Source organism: Prevotella sp. C561, from assembly GCF_000224595.1.
Lineage (GTDB): Bacteria > Bacteroidota > Bacteroidia > Bacteroidales > Bacteroidaceae > Prevotella > Prevotella jejuni.
In genome coordinates this window covers 1-19,382 of record NZ_JH114139.1, presented here as the reverse complement: position 1 = coordinate 19,382, position 19,382 = coordinate 1, and the positions used below count along the sequence as shown (strand labels likewise).

Below are 19,382 nucleotides of genomic sequence, written 5' to 3'. Positions count from 1 at the left end.
GAAGCAATGAAATAATTAAAAACAATAATCAATTAAACTAAACCATTTCTATGAAGAGACTTTTCAAATCTTATTTGTGGATGGTCTTATTGGGTTCACTTGCATGGGCCTCCTGTTCTGATAAGGAAGTAGGGGGTCGTGTTGGAGGCTCCTTTGACCCTTCACAGCCAATTGTCATTAGTGATTTCTATCCCGACAGTGGTGGTATTGCTACGCCAATGATTATCACTGGTAAGAACTTTGGTACTGATACCACTGGTCTTTCACTATGGTATGTAGATGAAGATGGAGGTCGTCACCGTGGTGGACTTGTATCCTCTAATGGCGAGAAGCTCTATTGTTATGTGCCAGCAGGCTTGACTTACAAGCGTAACATCAAGCTTGAAGTGACACGTGCGAACGGTACTGACACGATTAAGGGTACTGGCGAGCGCAACTTTAAGTATATCACTCAGACTGCCGTAACGACTATCGTGGGTACACAGACTAATGCGGCTCACGCTACAAAGGCTGACAAGCTGTTGACAACAAACCTTTCAGCTCCAGCTTACCTTTGTATCGATAATGATAATAATATCTTTGTTGTACAGCATAAGTTCCAAGATGGTCTTACTGCCTACGGTACCAACTGTAATATTGATTGCCGTAACGAGAAGAATCAAGACATTGCTGGTATGGTATTGAAGGCTGACTTGAAGAAAGATGAAGTATCTATTCTTCAGGAGAGTCCATATAAAATTAATGCTCCAGCTTACTCAACACTTGATGGTTATGAGGGTGTCTATGTGCCAGATGATGGTGGACGTACTTACTATAGCTTGTTGAAGGATCAGGGTTATGCTGTTCATAAGCAGCAGTTCATCAATCCTAATGGTTATTCAGACCTTGACCAAAGCAACTGGAAGTACTGCTTCGTGATTAATAAGAACGACCAGATGATTTACTCTGTGATGTTTAAGGGTCAGTTAATCCGTATTAATCCTAAGACACGTAAAGCCGAGCTTTTGTTGAAGCGTGTAGGTAAGGATGGTCCTAAGGGAGCCGGTGGCTCAGATGCTTTCTGTACATTCAGCCCTACACAGCCTAACCGTCTGTTCATCTCCTTCACTGATGCCCATCAGATATGGTATGTTGACGTAGACCAGTTGTCAGACAAAGACTCACTGACCTACGCTGGTGAGCCATACGCAGGAATAGCCTCTTTCGGTACAGTAAACGTCACAGAAGGTAAGGGTTGGGAAGATGGAGCATTGAAGAATGCCAAGTTCTGCTTCCCACGTCAGATGACCTTCACCAAGGACGGCAAGCTCTATATTGCCGACTCAGGTAACCAGTGTATCCGTATGATTGATACCACGCAAGGCAAGAACGCCCGTGTAACCACCCCAATCGGTGTTCCACAGAGTGCAGGCTTCCAAGATGGTGGTGTCGAGTTAGCCAAGTTTAATTGGCCGACGGGTGTCGCGGTGAGTGCCGACGGGAGTACGGTCTATGTCGCCGACTCGAAGAACCAAGTGATACGAGAGTTATCAATCAAATAGCTAAAAGCCTAATAAATACTACAAACATAGATATATATGAGAAGAACATTATATGTCTTGTGTCTCATGTTGGCTCTATTAACCTATGGAGTCCAAGCCTATTCGCAAGATAATACTACTGCAAAGCAGTTCTCGGTAGCAGGTGTCGTCTATGATGATACGGGTGATCCATGTATTGGTGCTACCGTTCGTGTAAAGAACGAACCAGGAACAGGAACCATAACCGACCTGGATGGTAAGTTTGCTATTAAGGTTAAGCCAGGTGCTACACTTCAGTTCGAGTACGTAGGTATGGAGACTGTGCAGCGAACAATCCTTAAGGACGAGCCTTCACTATCGGTGAAGTTTAAGGTAGCCAAGACCAATGCTATCGACGAAGTGGTCGTAACTGGTCTTGTGTCACAGAAGAAGGTGTCAGTAGTGGGTGCTGTCTCTACTATTAATATGGAGGAGTTGCGCACGCCAGGAACCTCCCTTGTCAACATGATTGGAGGCCGTATGCCAGGTGTGATCACCATGCAGCTCTCAGGAGAGCCAGGTCAGAACCTATCTAACTTCTGGGTACGTGGTGTGTCAACCTTTGGTGCTGGTGCAGGCGCCTTGGTTCTCATTGATGGTATCGAGGGTAGCCTCAATGATATTGATGTAGACGACGTAGAGAGCATCTCAGTATTGAAGGATGCTGCAGCAACAGCCGTTTATGGTGTGCGTGGTGCTAATGGTGTTGTATTGGTAACTACCAAGCGCGGTTCAAAGGAGAAGATACAGATAACCGCTCGTGCGACCGTTAAGCTCTCACATATCAATAAGTTACCAGAGTATCTATCGTCTTACGACTATGCAAGGTTGGCCAATGAGGCACGTGCAATGTCAGGAGAGGCCGACATCTATACGCCAATTCAGTTAGACATCATCAAGAACAACCTTGATCCAGAGCTTTATCCAAACGTAAACTGGATTGACGAGATTATCAAGAAGAACTCTTTACAGGAGAACTACTACGCCAGTGCACGTGGTGGTGGAGATGTTGCACAGTACTTCGTGTCAGTAGGTTATCGCCATGAGGGTGCTGCCTATCGTCAGAAAGAGAACCAATTCCATCAGCCATTGTCCTACGATCAGTTGACTTATCGTGCAAATATTAACATGAACCTCACCAAGCGTTCAGAGCTTTACTTTGGTGTTGATGGTAACATATCAAACTATACAACCCCAGGAGGAAAGTCAACCAACCAAGTATGGGCAGATGTACTGCAGTTGAATCCATTGATGTTCCCTGTCACATACGCCGATGGAACATTGCCAACATACGGTCAGAACGACCTTATCTCTCCATTTGCAGCCCTTAACTATCAGGGTTACAGATCATCTGACAATACCCGTAACATGATTACCTTGAAGTTCACACACCGCTTCGGTGGTATTCTCAAGGGACTCGTGGGTTCTGTTCAGGCTGTTAACGACCGCACATCAGGTTTCAGTGAGCGTCGTTTCGTTAGACCAGACTACTATCGCGCAACAGGTCGTACATCAACAGGTGACCTCATCAAGACCTTACGTTCTAAGCAGCAGGATATGTTTTACTCTTCAGACAATGAATCTTGGAGAAAGTACTACATGGAGGCTAAGTTAGACTATAACACAAGTATCGGTGCTCATAACCTCGGTGCGCTCCTCTTCTATTACATGGAAGACACAAAGGGGTCAGAGTGGGGCAATGGTGATGCACTCGGTATCGCAGCTATTCCTAAGCGTCGTCAGAACGTATCAGGTCGTTTGTCATGGGGTTATAACTCTACTTACTTCGTAGATGCGAACTTCGGTTACACCGGTTCCGACCTCTTCCCTAAGGGTCAGCGTTTCGGTTTCTTCCCATCAATAGCTGTGGGTTGGGCCCCAACATCCTATAAGTGGGTACAGCAACACCTCCCATTCGTTAACTTCTTCAAGATTCGTGGTTCATACGGTTTGGCTGGTAACGATAATATCGCAAATGCTCGTTTCCCTTACCTGACCATTATTAATAACCACGCAGCTACGACATGGGGTTATAACGGACAAGGTATTGTTGAGAAGCAGACAGGTGCTGATAACTTGAAGTGGGAGGTTGCTAAGAAGCTGAACGTCGGTATCGATGCTAACTTCTTCAACGATGCTATTAAGTTGACAGTTGACTTCTTCCGTGACACACGTGACCACATCTTCCAAGACCGTGTTACATTGCCAGAGTATGCTGGTATGGTGACCTATCCAAAGTCTAACGTGGGGCGTATGCACTCTTTTGGTTCAGACGGAAACATCTCTTATTTCCACAAGATAAGCAAAGACATGAACTATACCGTTCGTGCTAACTATACATGGTCACAGAATATTGTAGACTACTTCGAGGAGAATAAGCTTGCTTACGATTATCAGAGCGTAACTGGTATGCCTTACGGTGTATTGCGTGGTTACATCTCTGAGGGTCTCTTCAAGAATGAAGACGATATTCGTCAGAGCCCAGATCAGACAGCAGCCTTCGGAGTTGTGCGTCCTGGTGATATCAAGTACCGTGACGTGAATGGTGATGGTGTCATCAACAGTGACGACCGTGTGCCACTATCTTACGGTAATAACGTTCCTCGTGTCATGTTCGGTATTGGTGGAGAGTTCAACTATAAGGACTTTACCGTAAGTATGCTCTTCAAAGGTAACACCGGTGTAAACTACTACCGAGTAGGTATGGGCTACGACGCAGGCTGGATACCATTCTATAATGGTGAGATGGGTAATGTGTTGAAGATGGTGAACAATCCAAAGAACCGTTGGATACCAGCATGGTACTCAGGCGATCCTTCAACGGAGAACCCTAACGCCATGTTCCCACGTCTGTCTTACGGCTCAAATACAAACAACTCACAACTCTCCACATTCTGGAAGAAGAACGGTTCATTCCTTCGTTTCCAAGAGTTGAACTTCCGCTATATATTCCGCCATCGTAAGTGGTTGCGCGCAGCAGGACTTAGTTCATTAGAGTGTGACTTTGTAATTAACAACCTCTTCACTATCGACAGTGCAAAGTACTTCGACCCAGAGCAGGCTTGGTACAATGGTGCGGCTTATCCAATCCCAACCACCTACTCATTGCAAATGTACTTTAGATTCTAAAGGTTCCACCTCTTTAATTAGATTGTAATAATGAAAAAACATATATTAGCTTTGGGCACTGTTGCAGCCTTGTTCGCAGGAATGACCTTCACGTCATGTAATTTCTTGGACCAAGACGACAACTTTAATGCTATCTTCAAGGAAGACTCAGTCTTCCACTCAGCCCAGAATGCAAATGGTTATCTCTTTGCTACACCAACGATGTTCCCATCAGCTGGTAACATCTGGGGTAACTCTTGGAATCCAGGTGAGACGGCCTCTGATGAGATCTGTGTACGTTGGCAGACCAACGAGTTCTGGGGAGCAAAGTTCACAGTAGGTAACGTCAATGCAGAGAACGTACCTAACTGGGGTTATTGGTACCAGATGTATAAGGTTATCAACCGTTGTAACCGTATGTTGGCTAATGTCGACAAGATTGCTGACATGTCTACCAATGATAAAGAAGACTATAAGGCAATGGTTCACTTTATCCGTGGTTATGCTTACTACGTATTGTTGCAGAACTGGGGACCTTGTCTTATTGTTAATGATGAGGTAATCTCAACCAGTGAGAAGGCCGAGTACTACGACCGTGAGCGTGCTACGATGGATGAGTCAATCGACTATATCTGTAATGAGTTCGCACAGTCGCTCCCTGGCTTGAAGCGTCCAAGTGAGCAGTCAACAGCCTACTTCGGTCGTCCAACAAAGGGTACTGCCTTAGCACTTATCGCACGTCTTCGCCTCTTGCAGGCTTCACCGACCTTCAATGGTGGCACTTACGCAAAGCGTTGCTTTGGTGAGTGGAAGCGTAAGAGCGACGGCAAGTATTATGTAAATCAGACTTACGATGCAAAGCGTTGGGCTGTGGCTGCAGCCGCAGCAAAGCAGGTCATCGACCTAAACTACTATACGCTCTACACTGTCGACGCTGATAAGGATAATCCATATCCATTCGACGCATCAGTTCCAACGGCTAAGTTCCCTGATGGTGCTGGTGGTATCGACCCATATCATTCCTTTGCTGATATGTTCAATGGCGAGGGTACAGCAAAGGTAAACCGTGAGCTTATCTGGGCTGATGAGTATTCTGGTCCTGTAATGACCTATTCTCGTCACTCATTCCCTGTTAACTATGGTGGATGGGGTGGTATGTCAGTACCTCAGCGTGTGATTGATTGCTTCTTGATGAAGGATGGTAAGAAGCCTGCAGAGTCTCCACTCTATGAAGCCGACCTAACCAAGCATATCAATCAGAAGAAGTCTATCGGCGATTGTGACATGGCCAACGGTACACCATTAGCCTATGTAAACCGCTCAGCACGCTTCTATGCAAGCATCGGCTTCCCTGGTCGTATCTGGAAGATGAACTCTACCACCGATGGTAGCTATAACAACCAGACCTTCTGGTACTCTATTGATGATTCTAAGGCTGGTAAGAACGCAGCAGGTAACAACCCTAACGACTACTGTATCAGTGGTTACGTACCATTCAAGTACATCCACCCAGATGACTCTTGGCATGGTAAGGATGGTGCTTCGGTTATTCCTAAGCCATTCCCAATCATCCGTTATGCAGAAATACTGTTGAGTTTCTGTGAGGCCGACAACCATGTTCAAGGTTCAGAGAACGTGAAGACATGGGATGCAAACGGTCGTCTCGTAGACGTAGCAGTGACCCGTGACGAGGCAGCTATGGCTCGTTACTTCAATATGATACGCTATCGTGTGGGCTTGCCAGGCGTTGAGGCTGCAACACTCAGCTCTGAGAATGCTTTCGATGAGGTTATCAAGAACGAACGTCAGGTTGAGCTCTTCAATGAAGGTCATCGTTACTTCGACACACGTCGTTGGGGTACTTACTTCACAGAAGACGCTAACAGCTCTAATTGGCGTGGTCTTGATGTTTACAGCGAGAAGAAAGGTAACAACGATGGTCCGTTCTTCAACCTCGTAACTATCAACGAACAGAATATCCGCGACCGTAAGGCTCTCCCACGTATGGTATTCCTTCCACTCATACATCGTGAGTTGGTTAAGAGTCCAAAGATGGATCAGAACCCTGGTTGGGATCGTTAATAACGTTAATATTGTAACTATTTATGAAAAAATACAAGTATATATTAGGATGTGCCTTAGCTGCTGTAGCATTGTCATCATGTAACAATTATGACTTTGAGCAGAATTTCTATCCTCACAAGGTAGGCTTGATGGCAGGTTCCAACCGTATCTATGACCGCACCACAGTAGAACTCTCTGCTGTGGAGCAGGGGACGGCTTCTGTCAAGTTAGTGGCTAACTTGAGTGGTTCACAGCTTGCCGACCGTGACTATCACGTGTCTATCGCTCATGACGACTCACTCTTCAATGCGTATAATAAGTCAAACTTCGATATCGACAGTACTAAGTTTGCGCATCTTCTCCCAGCCGACTGCTATGAAGACCCACAGATGTCGGGTACTATCCCAGCTGGGTCAAACAAGTGCTACTTTGATATCAAGTTGAAGAACCTTGGTACTCTGTCTCCTGACAGTGTCTATTTCCTCGACTACAAGATTGTCAGCCATGATGCAAGTGCAATCGCAACCGACAATAATAAGTTAGGTGTTCAGTTGAATCACGTACTGGTTAAGATTCTATGGAAGAACAATTACGGTTCAACAGCAGAGAATTGGAACTATCAGTTAGTATCTTCTCAGGTGACAAACGTTGAGACCAAGTCAACCACTCGACCTACCAATACTGTCCGTGCCTTCCCTGTAGCGGCTAATGCTGTTCGTTTCCTTGCTGGTGACGAGAAGTGGGATAACTACGAAAAGGCGCTCCATGACATTAATGTGAAGAGTATCGTTGCTACTATCGGTTCGAAGACTGTTACGAACCCTTCAGCTTACAACGTAACGCTGAAGCCTTTCAAGCAGGATTCACTCGAGGTAGAGATGCTTACTCCAGTTGGTGAGTATAACAACACATTCTTGCTTAATGAGTTAGGTGGTAGTGCATCAACCAATCCAACCTACTTTAAGGAGTTCCGCCTCCACTATCGTTATCGCGTGATGAAGAACGCTAAGCAGAGCGATGGAACATGGAAGGTTGGCCCATGGAAGGAAGTGTTAGCAAAGATGCGCTACCAGTATAACCCAAGAGCAGACAAACTTTAACCGTATAAATAACGACGAATAATGAAACTGAAGATTAATTTCCTATTCATACTGTCAGTGATGTTTGTGGGGACATTAGGCCTCGCATCCTGCGCAGCTGACTATGACACCGACTTTACAAGCAAGGAGCTTGAGGTTCCTCATTCCTCCCAACGAATGATAGCATTCAATAAAGAGGGCGGTGAACAGCAGATTGTTGTAGAGACAAACGTAGCTTTGGAAGACTGGAAGGCGGAGAGTAATGCCGAGTGGCTCACTGTCACGAAGAATCCTGACGGTAAGGGCGTTACGGTTAAGGCTCCGGCTTACGATGGCTTCAAGGCTCGTGAGGCGAAAGTAACTATCTCTCATGGCGAGCGTGCATCCTATGAGATTAAGGTGTCTCAGATGGGTTACGAGAGTGTTCTCCGTATTCCAGAGCAGAACCCATTCTTCAATCGTGAGGGTACGTTCTATTCTCTCCTTGAGAGTAAGGTGACAAGTATCGACGTACCAGTTGAGACCAACCTCCATCTCGACCATATCATTGTTCCTGACACAGTATCGTTTGTTCGCTTGGACACAACGAAGACCGTCAAAGAGAATGGTATCGTGAAGCTTCACTTCGACATGGATGCTAACACAACAGCCGAGACTCGCTACTGTACAGTTCGTCTGAAGAGTTCTGACAACTGGGATGCTTCTATCGAGTATGTCATCGAGCAGTCGGCTAAGGGCTATAAGGTGCGTCCTATCTATCCTATGGAGACGAAGGAGGCAGCCGTTGAGATGGTCGACCTCGGTCGTACTTATCGTGTGCCATTCCAGCGTTCTACGGCTGATGGTAACTATGAGATTATCATCCCTGAGGAGGCTAAGAGCTGGCTTTCATCACCTAAGAAATATATCTCTGGTGCGGAGGTTGACTTCACTGCAACGCTCAACACTACTGATAACGCACGTTCTTGTGATGTAGTTTGTAAGCCTTCTAATAGCAGCGCACAGCCTTTCACTATCCATGTGACCCAACAGCCATTCCAAGACATCGTACCTACTGGTGTCAACGATGTGAACGTTACGCCTGGTAAGGGCCAGTTCACAGTGACTTGGAAGGCTCCTGACGAGGTCAACTATGAGAAGGTTATCGTTAGAGCAAAGAGCAATATGCCGGGTGTACCAGAGTCAGTAAAGGAGGTAGCAGCGAACGAGACGTCTTGTGTTCTCAATGATGTCTTCAACTTTGCAGGCGACTATACCATCACCGTGACGACCCAGGGCCTCAGAGGTAAGAACACCCACGACCCTGCAACAGCTACTGCTCAGGCTAACGAGTGGTCTGAGTCTGTTGAGATACCGCTCACTGCGGCTATGGTATCAGCTAACTCTATGCAGCCAGGGCACGAGATTGGCGCTGCTGTCGATGGTAATAAGACTACTTACTTCCAGACGAAGAGCAACGGAAACACGAGCGATCCACGTCCTCACATTGATATTACGCTGAACGAAGGTATCAATGGTACGTTCTACCTTGGCTTCGATGAGTATAAAGTTAGCAGTAACGACCGCAACCCTAAGCGTGCTAATATCTACGCTTCATCAGATGTCATCACTGCTGCTACGCCTGTTTCAACACAGACAAACTACCGTTCTGCGAATGCTGTGAGCGAACCACTCGCTTACACAAAGACCAATGGTGCTACTATCACCCATATCCGCTTCGAACCTACACAGCGTAAGAATGGTTCGAATATCAATAATGGTGGTGGATCATCTTACTGGTATCTCGCTGAACTCCACCTCTATGTTTATCACGATGAGGCTTGGAAGAAGGAGCAGTTAGGTCTGTAATCTCTATTTACCAACCTACTGGCATAGTCCCCCTATGCCAGTGGGTTGTCTTCGTTAATATACTATTCAGGTGATGTGCTATACCTTCGCACGAAAGGTGCGGGGCGTGAACACCACGGGTGCGGAGCCTCCGCACTGTCCTAAAAAGGGGTGAAAGCAAACTTGATACTTACCGAAGAGAAACCTAAAAAACAACTACTTATTAAATACATCTATGTTATTCGAAAGATTTTTACGCAAGAAGACACTCATGGCAGCACTGGCTCTGACCGCTGCTGTGCCAAGTGTTGCGAAAGCTTCGATGCTCTCTGCGGCACCAACTGCTGTTGGAGAGAATCAAAAACTCAAGCCGGGAGTTTATTACATTGTTAATGACAAGCGTCAAAAAGGTACAGATCTTCATGTCTTTGTCGATGATAAAGGCACCTTACATGGGCAGCATTATGGCAGCCCATCTACCGACTTCTCTGACCTCTTCTTACTACATGCTAAGGGCGACAGATACACCATTCAGAGTCTGAAGAATGCTAAGTACGTTCAGAGTGTGGGTCAAAATAATGAGGTCTATAAGACGGCCGATGATGCTTACAAGTTCCGGATTGAGTATCAGACAGAGTCAAGTGGGACAGGTAAGTCTTACTTCAATATCTATAATAGTAATGCTGAAGATTGGTGCTGGCACCTCGATGCTCAGAAGCATATCGTTCGTTGGAAACCATTGATGGATAATGGTATTAGAGCAGTTGGCCCAAGTGAGTTCCGCTTCGACCCTGTGACGACGCTTACAAACGAGCAGGTGCTTGCCAGACTGGCTCAACTGACCAAGGTGGTAGACCCAACAAAGGATCTCACAAAGTACTATCAGATTGTTTCTGACACCTATGGCAAGGCGATGCGTGAGGACTTTATAGTTGGCGAATTGTCTACCTCGGGTTTTAACAGCAGTGATTACTCTTATTATTGGAAGTTAGAAAAGTTGGCTAACGGCCGCTACGTGTTCCAGAATGCCGTGACAGGAAAGTATATCGTTCCTCAGAATGGGCAGACAAGTCGCTCTTATACGACAGCTGAGGGGAAGGGCACTGGCTTTGACCTCCAACGTAATACGGACGATCCATACGTGTTGGCTTTCGAGATGGTCGATGCCAATAATGTTGGTATCCATTGTGCTGAGAGTCAGGGATACCATCCTGTAGGCTGGTACACGCATAACGAGGCGAATAAGTGGGTCTTCAAGGAGGTTACACTCGACCCTGCTAAGCTCAAGGAACAGCAGGAGGCTTACAAGACTCGTGTCGACTTGACTAAGAATGTGGATGTCTATGCTGAGAAGGTGGCTAAGTATTTCACTAACAGTGCCGCTACGGAGGTTACTGTCGCTACTAAGGCGATGACTGATGAGGCGTTGAAGGCGCAGATGACTACCGAGGGTGTGCCACAGGGTTTGCAGGAGGTTGTGTTGAAGATAAAGAACCAGAGCTGGACTGTTTACCCAAGTGGTCGCAACTGGGAGAAGCTCTTCCGCATCGCTGATTATAAGGTTTACAGCGAGAATAACTATGGTGCTTGGGCACGTTCAATGGGTATCGGCTACGATTATGGTAGCATGACGAACCCAACAGGTGTTACTGCTCGTGATGGCGAGGACCTCTTTGTCTTCCTTGGCGATGATATTCCACAGAATGCAACAGTGCAGATTGAGCTCGTACCATTGGGTACACGCAGTGCTGGTAAGTACTATAACTTGAAGAAGGGATTGAACATTATCCTCAATCAGGGCGAGAACAACGTGTTTGTTAACTATATCGGTCGTACCTTCAACAACGGCAAGGTGCTCGCAGACTATAAGCCTATGAACATCCATATCGAGGGTGGTAAGGTGAATGGATACTTCGACCTCACTAAGGGTAACACCAATGAAGACTGGCAGACAATGCAGTCTGACGGCCTTGTATGGGCTAAGGCGTTCAATATGAAGGGCGAACTGGTTGTTATGAACATGCCTGGTGATGATTGCAAACGCTATACTCCTGTTCACATGAAGGAACTTGTTGAGATCTGGAACAGCATCGTACAGCGTGAGGACGACCTCATGGGCTTCCGTGCCGCTAAGCGTGATAAGTGCAACAACGTACTCAATGCGACTGCTGTCGACCATGGTTATATGTATGCTACGACCGGTGGTACCTACTATAACTACAACACTTTGGGGGATGTACTCAACTATGATAAGATGAAGTGGGGCAATGGTACACTCTGGGGTCCTGCTCACGAGTTCGGTCATAACCATCAGCAGCTGTTTAACACGGCAGGTATGACGGAGATTTCGGTCAATATGTACTCTAACATGGTGATGTTTACTTCGGGTCGCGTAACCAGCCGCTCTGAAAACTGTTCTTATATAGATGTTGACGGTAAGAAGTATGATGGGGTTTGCGAGAGTGCTGTCTCAACCTATGCTGACCGCTTTGCTAACAAGAAGAAGTGGTTTGAATATGGCACATGGGGCACAACGCAGATGTACTACAAGCTCTATATGATGTTCCATGCGACTGGTCTTGATGATCAGTTCTGGCATAATTGCCTCGATTATCTCCGTAAGAACCGTCTTGAAGGACAGGGTACAGCCAACTGTCAGGGCCAGAACGACTACTTACTCTTTGCTAAAGCGTGTTGTGTAGCAGCCAAGCAAGACCTTTCAAGCTTCTTTGAAGCATGGGGACATTTCTATGATGTGAACGGATCTGTCATCGGTGACTACAGTAACACAACCATGTACACCACAAGAGCACAGTGGAATGAGGCGAAGAAGTTCATGCAGAAGTTCCCTAAGGGGCCTGCGAACAATATGATCTTCATTGATGATCATATCCGTCCTACCCCAGCTATCTATCCTAATGCGGCCCCTGGCACAATGCGTCAGGACTTCAATGGTGCCGTACGCATTGGTTCTATGGGCGACTTCGGTTCATGGGACCAGTTTAAGAAGGATAGTCTCGGTCAGGGCTGGGCTGTTGTTAAGGAAGAGAAGACCGTTAATGGTCGTCGCACCTATACTATGGAGGCTAAGAACAGCCACGTGGTAGGTTTCAAGATCTACGATAGTAAGGGTAATCTCATGTACTTTGCGAATACCAAGACATTCACTATTCCTAAGAAGGTGATGGAGGCTGCAGGGAATAACATCCAAGTTAAGGTATGTGGTTCAGACGGTTCTGAGGTCGACCCAGGCAAAGAACCAACTGGTATCAAGACTTTCACCGCACCATCAAATGGCGGTAAAGTAGATGTTTATAGCATCTACGGTGCCCTCCTTCGTAGTAAGGTGAACCCAGAGACAGCCCTCGAAGGCCTACCTAACGGTATCTATATCGTTGGTGGTAAGAAGGTTGTTGTTGGTAAATAAGCCGAGATGAGAGGGGAGAATAGGGTAGAGTAACATTGAGGAGAACTGGGTAGAACCACAAAACCTGCTCACAGCTGGTGACAATCATCATCCCCCACCAGCTGCCCCTCGCCCCTCACCTGTCCCCCCTCCCGTTTTCAGTGGTCCGCTTCCCAATCCACAGCGGTCCGCTTTTTTGTTTCCAGCAATCTTCTCTCCCGTTCCCTTCGGTCTGCTTCCTCGTTCCCTTTGTTCCGCATCTTCTTTCCTTTCGGTCCGATACTCCCTTTCTTTTGTACCCCGCTCTTGTTCTCTTCGGCCCGCTTCCCCGTTTCCTTCGGTCTGTTTTCCTGTTTCCTTTGGCCTGCTCCTTTGTCCCCTTTGTTCCGTTTCTTGTTTCCTTTGGTCTGGCTCTACGAAGCACTACTTCGTAGTCAGCTCTTTTCCCTCCTTGTCCTCTCTCCCCTTTTGTCAGGTATTTTCGCCCCTCTCAAATCCGACACATGCCCTTCAACGTTCGAGAAGACGCCCCTCAACGTTTGAGACAACGCCCTTCTTGCTCCAAGAACACGCTCTTCAACGTTCAAGAACACGCCCTTCTTCTCCCGTCTCCGTATGTGCTTGGTTTCGTGTTAGTTGCAAACTCCGTTTCGCTTCATGCCCTCCTCCCAGCGTAGTGACTTTCGTGTGTGTTCTTGTTAAGTTTTTTCATAAGCCTAAGCGGCTCGTTGGTTCTTTTCTCTCTCACGTTGTTTAGAACGCATGAAGCTCGTAGGGAATTTTCTCTCTTACAGATTTTCACAGATGAACAGAGGCCTTTCTGCTAACAGGGGGAACCCACAAACGCCTGCTGGCAGGCGACAGATATCACAGAATTTACTGCTATATATTACAGAATGTTACATCCATCGTGAGCTGAAACGTTCTGTGTTATCGGTTGACTTAATGTCTCTGTGCACCTTTGTAAAATCTGTTCATCTGTGTAGTTCTGTGAGAGAAAGAACGCCCTCTGTTACTTTCCTCCGTTCCTCTGTTACCCTGTCTCAACCGCCCCCTACCATGTCCCTGCCCTCTGTTACTCATCGAACTTGTTCCTCTGTTACCCTGTCTTAACCATACCCTACCATGTCCCACCCCTCTGTTACTCATCAAACTTGTTCCTCTGTTACCCTGTCTTAGACATACCATGTCCCCTTCACATTTCCTACTATCCTCTCACAATAATCCCACTACTCCATCCGTTAGTATCTCTGGGGGTATCATGTCCTCCACAGATAGAAATGTTAAAACCTCAATTTTCAAACCTCTAACTCCCATGTTCGACGTTTTGTCACTTGCGTTCTGTGCTCCATGCTCAAAGTTAAAAGTCCTGAGAACAACCCTTGTAATCCTCTCGTTCGTAAGTCTTAGCCATACCGCTGAGGCTTCTGTTGCCTTGGCTGATAGCCTACGGCACATGCCCTCCATCGCAGTGGGCGACAGCGTGGGTGTGACGGCAGACACATCTGTTGTGGCAGACACGGTGACCACGGTCAGACAGGCGTGTGCGAAGGCAAGATACAAGAATGACACACGCATAGACAGGGTCGTCTACACCTGTGCACCCCTTATCCTCAACGGACTTCTCATGCGTAGTGAGAGCAAGCGTTTTCGTGGTCTGCGGAACGACTATATACCACACTTCGACAGGCGATTAGACAATTACACGCAGTATCTCCCAGCTGCCGTCATGTTAGGACTCAAGTTAGGAGGGGTGAAGGGAAGGAGCAGTTGGGGGCGCATGCTCGCCTCTCATGCCATGTCGGTAGCGTTGATGGCAGGAATTGTCAACGCCTTGAAATACTCGGCACAGGTAGAGCGACCCGACGGCACCGACCTCCGTTCGTTCCCCTCTGGTCATACCGCCACCGCCTTCATGACCGCCACCATGCTTAATAAGGAGTATGGCTATCGGAGTCCATGGATAGGTATTGGAGCCTACAGCGTAGCCGCTGCGACCGGTCTTATGCGTATGGCGAATAACAAACACTGGTTGAGTGATGTGATGACAGGGGCTGGCGTGGGCATCGTAGCCACTGAGATGGGTTATTATCTTACTGATCTTATCTTTAAACAACGTGGGTTGAACAAGGCAACAACGGAGGAGACGTTTGAAGAGAAATATCATCCCTCGTTCATCGGACTGAATTTTCTTATCAACGAACCGCTGGGGAAGTATCCTGACGGGAAGGGATCGCATGTCAAAGTGTCACGTGGTTGTACGTCAGCAGTGGAGGGTGCGTATTTCTTCAACCCCTATGTCGGTGTTGGCGGACGGTTCTCTGTGACCCGCACATCGGTTATCGTCGACGGTGTCAAGGCCGAGGATAATGTCTTCGACACGTGGAAAGTAGGCGGTGGAGCCTATTTCTCTTACCCCCTAACGTCCCGCTGGCTCCTTGGAAGTAAACTCTTAGCCTCGTCAGTGTTCTATCCTAATATACAGTTGACGGACGAGTTGATCGATTCGCGCCATGGCATGGGTCTCGGAACAGGTCTGTCAGTGATGTTCAGAGCACGCCAGCATTACAGTGTTCGCTTCTTGGTAGATTATAACCTCCTGCCTTATCGTGCCTTAGGAAAGCATACTTGCTTCCATTCCTTAGAGTTAGGCTCCTCGTTTGTCGTGAGCTTTTAGGGGATAGCTGATAGTGGGCGCAGGCCGTCGCCAGCGGTTCCTGCCCTTGTTCCCACCTGCCCCTGTCTCCGTTCCCAGCCTGTCTTCCCTCCGTCCCCAACGGTCCCCTGTCCGTTCCCAGCGGTCCCTGTTCTACGAGGCAGTGCCTCGTAGGCTTCGACCTCAGCTGGCCCTGTCTTCCTTCCCAGTTTTCCCTCCTCTCCTCCCCCTGCCCTTCTAATTCCCTCTCCCACCCGAAAATAATTGTCCTTAAATTTGTTTTACGTATTTTAATTTTATATCTTTGTCCCGAGTAAACAATCAGAAACATAAAAACCTAAGCTAATGAATAATTTCGACGGTGGTCAGTGAGATAGAAGACGGATAGTTCTATTCGTGTCGCTAAGCCTTTACGTGCCTGTCGTAATACTACTTGAGAAAGAATACAGACAATTTTTACCAATATTAATGCTATACACAATGATCAGAAAACTGTATCTTGCAATAAGCTTAGCGCTATGCTTGGCTGTTGCACCCCAGCCCCTTTATGCACAGAAGGGCAAGGCAAAGACTGCAGTATGTAAGCTGAATGAGACCCAAAAGGAGAAACAGCTGTTTGCTTATGGTTTCTACAAAACCTATATGAACAGCCTTCTCTATACTCAACTCGCCGACCTTAGTAGTGTCATTGCAGAGAAGTTTGTTAGTCCATCGGTCATGAAGAAGAGTGTTGATATGGACGGTGATGTCCTTATCGATGCGCAGGCCTGTGATGAAGAGAATATACGAACACTGAAGGTTGTACCGCTGAATAATGATTGGCTCTGCGTCTCTTATCTGTGGATAACACCTTATAAGGATGTCGGAACAAAGCGCACGGTAATATATATTAAGTTGAAGGAACAGGGCAACTCGTTCGTCATCGAAGATGCTACTACGAAGAAGCCTGACTTGAGAAAGTAGTCTTCTGTAATTGAGAATAATTAAGACAGTTGCCTTATTAACTTAATATATTATGGTTATGAAGAAAGATCTCAGAACAAGACTTGTGTCATTCTTCTGCTCAAGAGGGATGAAAGTTGTCTGTATTATCCTTTTACAACTCCTTTGTGTACCAACTGTTTGGGCACAGGTGACAGTAGAAGACCTTGATACCGTAGAACTTTTCAAAACGTTTCCACCCACGATAGAGGGCAAGTGCGAACAGCAGAACATCAGACTTAACATCAAACAACCTTACAAACTGATAAGGAGTAGGGGCTACGTACCCTGCCAACTGCCCTGTGACACTAAGGAGTGTATATTTAGACATATTATTGCTCAATCGGATGCCAGTATCGTTCATCAAGATAAAGACTGTGAGCTCTATTTGAAGACATCGATTAGGAGTGGGAATAGTAGGGATGACCTCACACCACTCCCTACGGGTGGAAAGATAAATATGAACATCTACGGCTATATTAAGTCCGACCTGAAATGGCAGATGGATAAGATGTATAAAGCTGTCGAACCGTGTGAGGTTGACGAAATAAAGATGCTTCTCACTGACTATCCAGCCTCTCTTGCTAAGCAGTACTTTAATGCTGACTATATGCTGATGTATCCTATTGACACAAAACAACAGGAGTGTAGGGATAAGTTCACCCGTGCTCGTTGTGTTGTGATAGGTAAGGATTATAGATTTGTCTTTATGTATTTCTTCTTAACGGACGATAATGCAAAAGACCTTAACAAGTATCTTGCTCAGCTGAAGGGGATGATATGGTTCAATTAGTGGACGCTCCTCGGGTAATACAGATGGGGCTGAATCACGCTCACTGTGCTCTTGTTGGTGGGACAAAAGAATGATAACTGCAGCTGACGATGCTGACCTGAACGCACAGGGAGGCCTGTCGGCGAATAAACTGATACACAAGGAAGGATGTAGACAAGCGCATGGAGGACTCGGTAATCACTCTCCTCTACATTCGGAGAGGGGCTGGGGGTAAGGTCTGCTAAGCTACTCGTTTATACATAAATAGCATAACATGAATATTAGAAATATTACATTGAAAGACAAGCTCTTAGTGATATTAATCCTTATTAGCACTGCAATACCATGTATAGCACAGTCGGGAAAGCAAAACTACACAAGGGCGTATGACTTAGACTTTAAGATGTTACCAGACTCTTTGCGCCCCTATCGCTGGATAGAGAACGCTGCCTTTGCGCTCTACACAATACCTTGTGGTGTTAAAGGACCAATGCGAACGTTGTACGCAAGGCGGTACATGAAGGAATTTCCAATTGTAGACAGATTAAGAACGGAGTTCTCTCATAGAATCCTCTTGCCCCACGACAATCTTAAAGAGGGTGTGGTAGGCCTTGAATGTAAGGGGAGTGGACTAAAGCGTGTGGTCCTAACGCTGCAAGCGATTGATGAAGAAGAGAAGGTGGTGGCAACAGGATCATTCATCTGTAAGCCTGACTCTGTCCTCAAAACATATTCGACACATATTAACCTGACTAATGCGTCTTCATTGAATATAGGTATCAACGTCTTAGGCGAGGAGAGGAAAGATGCGCGTATCGCCTTCTCAAAACTGAAGGTGACACTTGATAATAAGCCTATCGACGATTATCCCGTTAGGACACTTGCTCCTTTGAGGGTGGAGGGTGGTCTCAACCTTATTCGTGAGGACAGTAATCATTGTTTCGACCTGGCACAGATAGACGGACTCAGAGACAAGCGAATAATTGGTTTAGGAGAGTCTTTACATGGTAACTCTGACGTTAAAAGCTTTGTTACCAGACTGATTGAAGCGTCTGTCAAACGGCATGATTGTAGATTGGTCTTGATGGAGTTCCCCTTAGGGAAATCACTTTTCTTTAATCGTTATATACAAGATGACAGCTTCACAATGGACTCCTCCATGATACCACACCCAACAGTAAGTGCACTCTTAAACGTACTTAGGACTTATAATCGGGGTAGGGCAGATAGTGACAAGGTGCGGTTGTTTGGTATTGACTATACACATCAAAAGACGATAAGTATGTCGTCTACCCTCCATCTGTTTGATTTCATCGCTGCACTTAATAAGGAACAACACATCCCAGAGGCTGACAGACTCGCTGTAATGATAATGAAAGACAAACTGGCTGACGCTGTCAATTATCTTGATAAGCACCGTGCGGAAATAGCTAAGTAACGTTTAAAAAATAACTTGGTATTTTTTGTCTCTCCATGAAACCTTGTAGTTCCATTTCGGTAGCTCTTCATCAAAGGTAATATGCCGTTGACAGACATCATCATAATTGCTATCCACACAACGAGAAGTGTCGTACTTCTTTCTGTTGATGTTGGTGAAGACACAAAGGCCGGATTTCGTTCTGGCCTCTGCGGCAAGTTCGCATGCCTGCTCAACGCTCTCGAAGGAAATACCACTCCATACTCTGGTGATTTGAGAGAAAAGCCTGTGTTCAATGGGGTTCCACTTCGACGTGTACGGGGGATAGTGCGCCACTATTATGTCAATATGGAGGTCTTCGGAAAGTTTGATCAGCTCTTTGCTTGAAAAGCCTGCTGGAACTGCTGTTGGAACCTCCACCGTCACAGAGCAACATGATGGCAGTTGCATGTGGATAGATGTCTTGGAGCACACGATACCAGTAGTACTTGAAGTTGTCGCAGAAGAACCCGG

At 46.5% G+C, this 19,382-nt stretch carries 13 protein-coding genes; 11 read left to right on the top strand and 2 right to left on the bottom strand.

Annotated elements, in window-relative coordinates:
- The first annotated feature begins 50 nt into the window (after positions 1-50).
- From HMPREF0666_RS00065 to HMPREF0666_RS00010, 11 genes are all read left to right on the top strand, one after another.
- The gene (locus tag HMPREF0666_RS00065; protein ID WP_009010208.1) at positions 51-1,541 is read left to right on the top strand and encodes an IPT/TIG domain-containing protein; all 1,491 of its coding nucleotides are present in this window, start codon (positions 51-53) and stop codon (positions 1,539-1,541) included.
- A 36-nt stretch (positions 1,542-1,577) separates the two neighbouring features.
- Positions 1,578-4,688 carry a TonB-dependent receptor gene (locus HMPREF0666_RS00060; protein WP_009010207.1) on the top strand — a complete coding sequence of 1,037 codons (3,111 nt, stop codon included), beginning with the start codon at positions 1,578-1,580 and terminating at the stop codon, positions 4,686-4,688.
- A gap of 30 nt (positions 4,689-4,718) precedes the next feature.
- Positions 4,719-6,749: a RagB/SusD family nutrient uptake outer membrane protein gene (locus HMPREF0666_RS00055; protein WP_009010206.1), complete on the top strand. Its 2,031-nt coding sequence runs from the start codon at positions 4,719-4,721 to the stop codon at positions 6,747-6,749.
- Between the two features lie 23 nt (positions 6,750-6,772).
- On the top strand, positions 6,773-7,831 hold the full coding sequence (locus tag HMPREF0666_RS00050) for a DUF1735 domain-containing protein (protein WP_009010205.1): 1,059 nt from the start codon (positions 6,773-6,775) through the stop codon (positions 7,829-7,831).
- A 21-nt stretch (positions 7,832-7,852) separates the two neighbouring features.
- The gene (locus HMPREF0666_RS00045; protein ID WP_009010204.1) at positions 7,853-9,658 is read left to right on the top strand and encodes a BACON domain-containing protein; all 1,806 of its coding nucleotides are present in this window, start codon (positions 7,853-7,855) and stop codon (positions 9,656-9,658) included.
- A gap of 214 nt (positions 9,659-9,872) precedes the next feature.
- The gene (locus tag HMPREF0666_RS00040) at positions 9,873-13,064 is read left to right on the top strand and encodes a M60 family metallopeptidase (RefSeq protein ID WP_009010203.1); all 3,192 of its coding nucleotides are present in this window, start codon (positions 9,873-9,875) and stop codon (positions 13,062-13,064) included.
- A 1,294-nt stretch (positions 13,065-14,358) separates the two neighbouring features.
- Positions 14,359-15,720, top strand: coding sequence for a phosphatase PAP2 family protein (locus HMPREF0666_RS00030; RefSeq protein WP_009010202.1), 1,362 nt, complete (start codon positions 14,359-14,361; stop codon positions 15,718-15,720).
- 459 nt (positions 15,721-16,179) lie between these two features.
- Positions 16,180-16,662: a hypothetical protein gene (locus HMPREF0666_RS00020; protein ID WP_009010200.1), complete on the top strand. Its 483-nt coding sequence runs from the start codon at positions 16,180-16,182 to the stop codon at positions 16,660-16,662.
- A gap of 58 nt (positions 16,663-16,720) precedes the next feature.
- Positions 16,721-17,473, top strand: coding sequence for a hypothetical protein (locus HMPREF0666_RS16020; RefSeq protein WP_157600209.1), 753 nt, complete (start codon positions 16,721-16,723; stop codon positions 17,471-17,473).
- Positions 17,474-17,543: 70 nt separating this feature from the next.
- A complete protein-coding gene (locus tag HMPREF0666_RS17130) occupies positions 17,544-17,687 on the top strand; it encodes a hypothetical protein (RefSeq protein ID WP_157600208.1) in 144 nt (47 codons plus the stop codon).
- A gap of 39 nt (positions 17,688-17,726) precedes the next feature.
- Complete coding sequence (locus tag HMPREF0666_RS00010) at positions 17,727-18,890, top strand: erythromycin esterase family protein (RefSeq protein WP_009010198.1); 1,164 nt, start codon at positions 17,727-17,729, stop codon at positions 18,888-18,890.
- A 3-nt stretch (positions 18,891-18,893) separates the two neighbouring features.
- Here HMPREF0666_RS00010 and HMPREF0666_RS18590 read toward each other — a convergent pair whose 3' ends face one another.
- Positions 18,894-19,205 (bottom strand): hypothetical protein, encoded by a 312-nt coding sequence (locus HMPREF0666_RS18590; protein WP_232214153.1) that lies wholly within the window; start codon positions 19,203-19,205, stop codon positions 18,894-18,896.
- Between the two features lie 7 nt (positions 19,206-19,212).
- Positions 19,213-19,341 (bottom strand): hypothetical protein, encoded by a 129-nt coding sequence (locus tag HMPREF0666_RS18585; protein WP_369750522.1) that lies wholly within the window; start codon positions 19,339-19,341, stop codon positions 19,213-19,215.
- Positions 19,342-19,382: the final 41 nt, after the last annotated feature.

Excerpts from the sequence above, each read along its gene's own strand:
- HMPREF0666_RS00030 (WP_009010202.1), top strand. The coding sequence starts at position 14,359 with ATGTTCGACGTTTTGTCACTTGCGTTCTGTGCTCCATGCTCAAAGTTA.
- HMPREF0666_RS16020 (WP_157600209.1), top strand. The coding sequence starts at position 16,721 with ATGAAGAAAGATCTCAGAACAAGACTTGTGTCATTCTTCTGCTCAAGA.
- HMPREF0666_RS00010 (WP_009010198.1), top strand. The coding sequence starts at position 17,727 with ATGAATATTAGAAATATTACATTGAAAGACAAGCTCTTAGTGATATTA.
- HMPREF0666_RS00045 (WP_009010204.1), top strand. The coding sequence starts at position 7,853 with ATGAAACTGAAGATTAATTTCCTATTCATACTGTCAGTGATGTTTGTG.
- HMPREF0666_RS00020 (WP_009010200.1), top strand. The coding sequence starts at position 16,180 with ATGATCAGAAAACTGTATCTTGCAATAAGCTTAGCGCTATGCTTGGCT.
- HMPREF0666_RS00065 (WP_009010208.1), top strand. The coding sequence starts at position 51 with ATGAAGAGACTTTTCAAATCTTATTTGTGGATGGTCTTATTGGGTTCA.
- HMPREF0666_RS00040 (WP_009010203.1), top strand. The coding sequence starts at position 9,873 with ATGTTATTCGAAAGATTTTTACGCAAGAAGACACTCATGGCAGCACTG.
- HMPREF0666_RS00060 (WP_009010207.1), top strand. The coding sequence starts at position 1,578 with ATGAGAAGAACATTATATGTCTTGTGTCTCATGTTGGCTCTATTAACC.
- HMPREF0666_RS00050 (WP_009010205.1), top strand. The coding sequence starts at position 6,773 with ATGAAAAAATACAAGTATATATTAGGATGTGCCTTAGCTGCTGTAGCA.
- HMPREF0666_RS17130 (WP_157600208.1), top strand. The coding sequence starts at position 17,544 with ATGATAACTGCAGCTGACGATGCTGACCTGAACGCACAGGGAGGCCTG.
- HMPREF0666_RS00055 (WP_009010206.1), top strand. The coding sequence starts at position 4,719 with ATGAAAAAACATATATTAGCTTTGGGCACTGTTGCAGCCTTGTTCGCA.